Here is a 527-nt window from a genome sequence, read left to right as displayed (position 1 = left end):
ATGCGGGCGGCGGGCGATATTGAGCAGGCCATGGGGTGGGCGCCGGGCAGTGCGGAGAGTACGGTTCTTCATGGCTTGGTCGGCGCGGCAGCGTCCGCTCTCGGTGGAGGGAGCGCTGCGCAAGGTGCCGTGGGTGCAGTGGCCAGCGAAGCGGCGGCTGATGCGATGCAGGATTACTTGGTCAAGCAAGGCATCGACCCTAACGGCAACAAGGGCAAGGTTTTGATGCAACTCGCCAGCACGGCGATAGGTGGTGTCGCCGGTGGCGGCAGCGGTGCGGCAGCGGCACTCAATGGGCAGCTCTATAACGAACAGCTTCATCCCGACCTGTTCAAGGGCTTGATGGCGAAGGTGAATGACTTTGCCAAGGAGTCGGGCCTATCACCCGAGGAGGCCCAGAATCGCCTCTTGCTGGAGGCGATGCGTCTGCAGGATTCAGGGAAAAACCTTGGCCTCAGCGCGAATCAGATAGGAGGCAGTTCCGGGGTGCCTGACGATGCGGTGGCCCGAGCCTTCCTCGAAAAGAA

1 protein-coding gene is annotated in these 527 nt (G+C 62.4%); it reads left to right on the top strand.

What is annotated here, in order from left to right; translation table 11 throughout:
- Positions 1 to 129: 129 nt before the first annotated feature.
- Positions 130 to 527, top strand: a 398-nt coding sequence (locus ACH65_RS02665; RefSeq protein ID WP_153242445.1) for a hypothetical protein, incomplete at its 3' end; no start/stop codon positions are given.

The sequence above is a fragment of the Frateuria defendens genome, assembly GCF_001182895.1.
Classification (GTDB): Bacteria; Pseudomonadota; Gammaproteobacteria; order Xanthomonadales; family Rhodanobacteraceae; genus Frateuria_B; species Frateuria_B defendens.
The sequence above is the reverse complement of the archived record's forward strand: the minus strand, read 5'-3'. Positions and strand labels throughout refer to the sequence as shown.